The 262-nt window shown below is 67.9% G+C and carries 1 protein-coding gene; it reads right to left on the bottom strand.

The annotated features are described in order from the left end of the window. Positions 1-146, bottom strand: a 146-nt coding sequence (locus CCN37_RS42485; RefSeq protein WP_143261964.1) for a single-stranded DNA-binding protein, incomplete at its 3' end; no start/stop codon positions are given. Positions 147-262: the final 116 nt, after the last annotated feature.

The raw sequence follows: 262 nt of genomic DNA, 5'->3' as shown, positions 1-262 counted from the left end.
GTGTCGATCCACTCGCCGGTCGCCCTGTCCAGGCGGCGCCGGTTGCTGGCGACGCGGAAGGACACCACGCACGCGCCGGACTTGATGGTGCGGCTCTGCGGATCGTTCACCACGTTCCCGATCACGGTCGTCTTCGAGTCGTGCATCTCCACCTCCGGTCGGACTGGGCTGACGGGTTCCACTGTGCTGCTCCGGCCGACGCCCTGGGCCACCTCGACCCGGATCTGTGGACAACCACCCGCGATGTGGACAACCAGCCGCA

It is taken from the genome of Allokutzneria sp. NRRL B-24872, assembly GCF_002155965.1.
Classification (GTDB): domain Bacteria; phylum Actinomycetota; class Actinomycetes; order Mycobacteriales; family Pseudonocardiaceae; genus Allokutzneria.
Note: the sequence above shows the minus strand (reverse complement) of the source record. Positions and strands in the feature narration are given on the sequence as shown.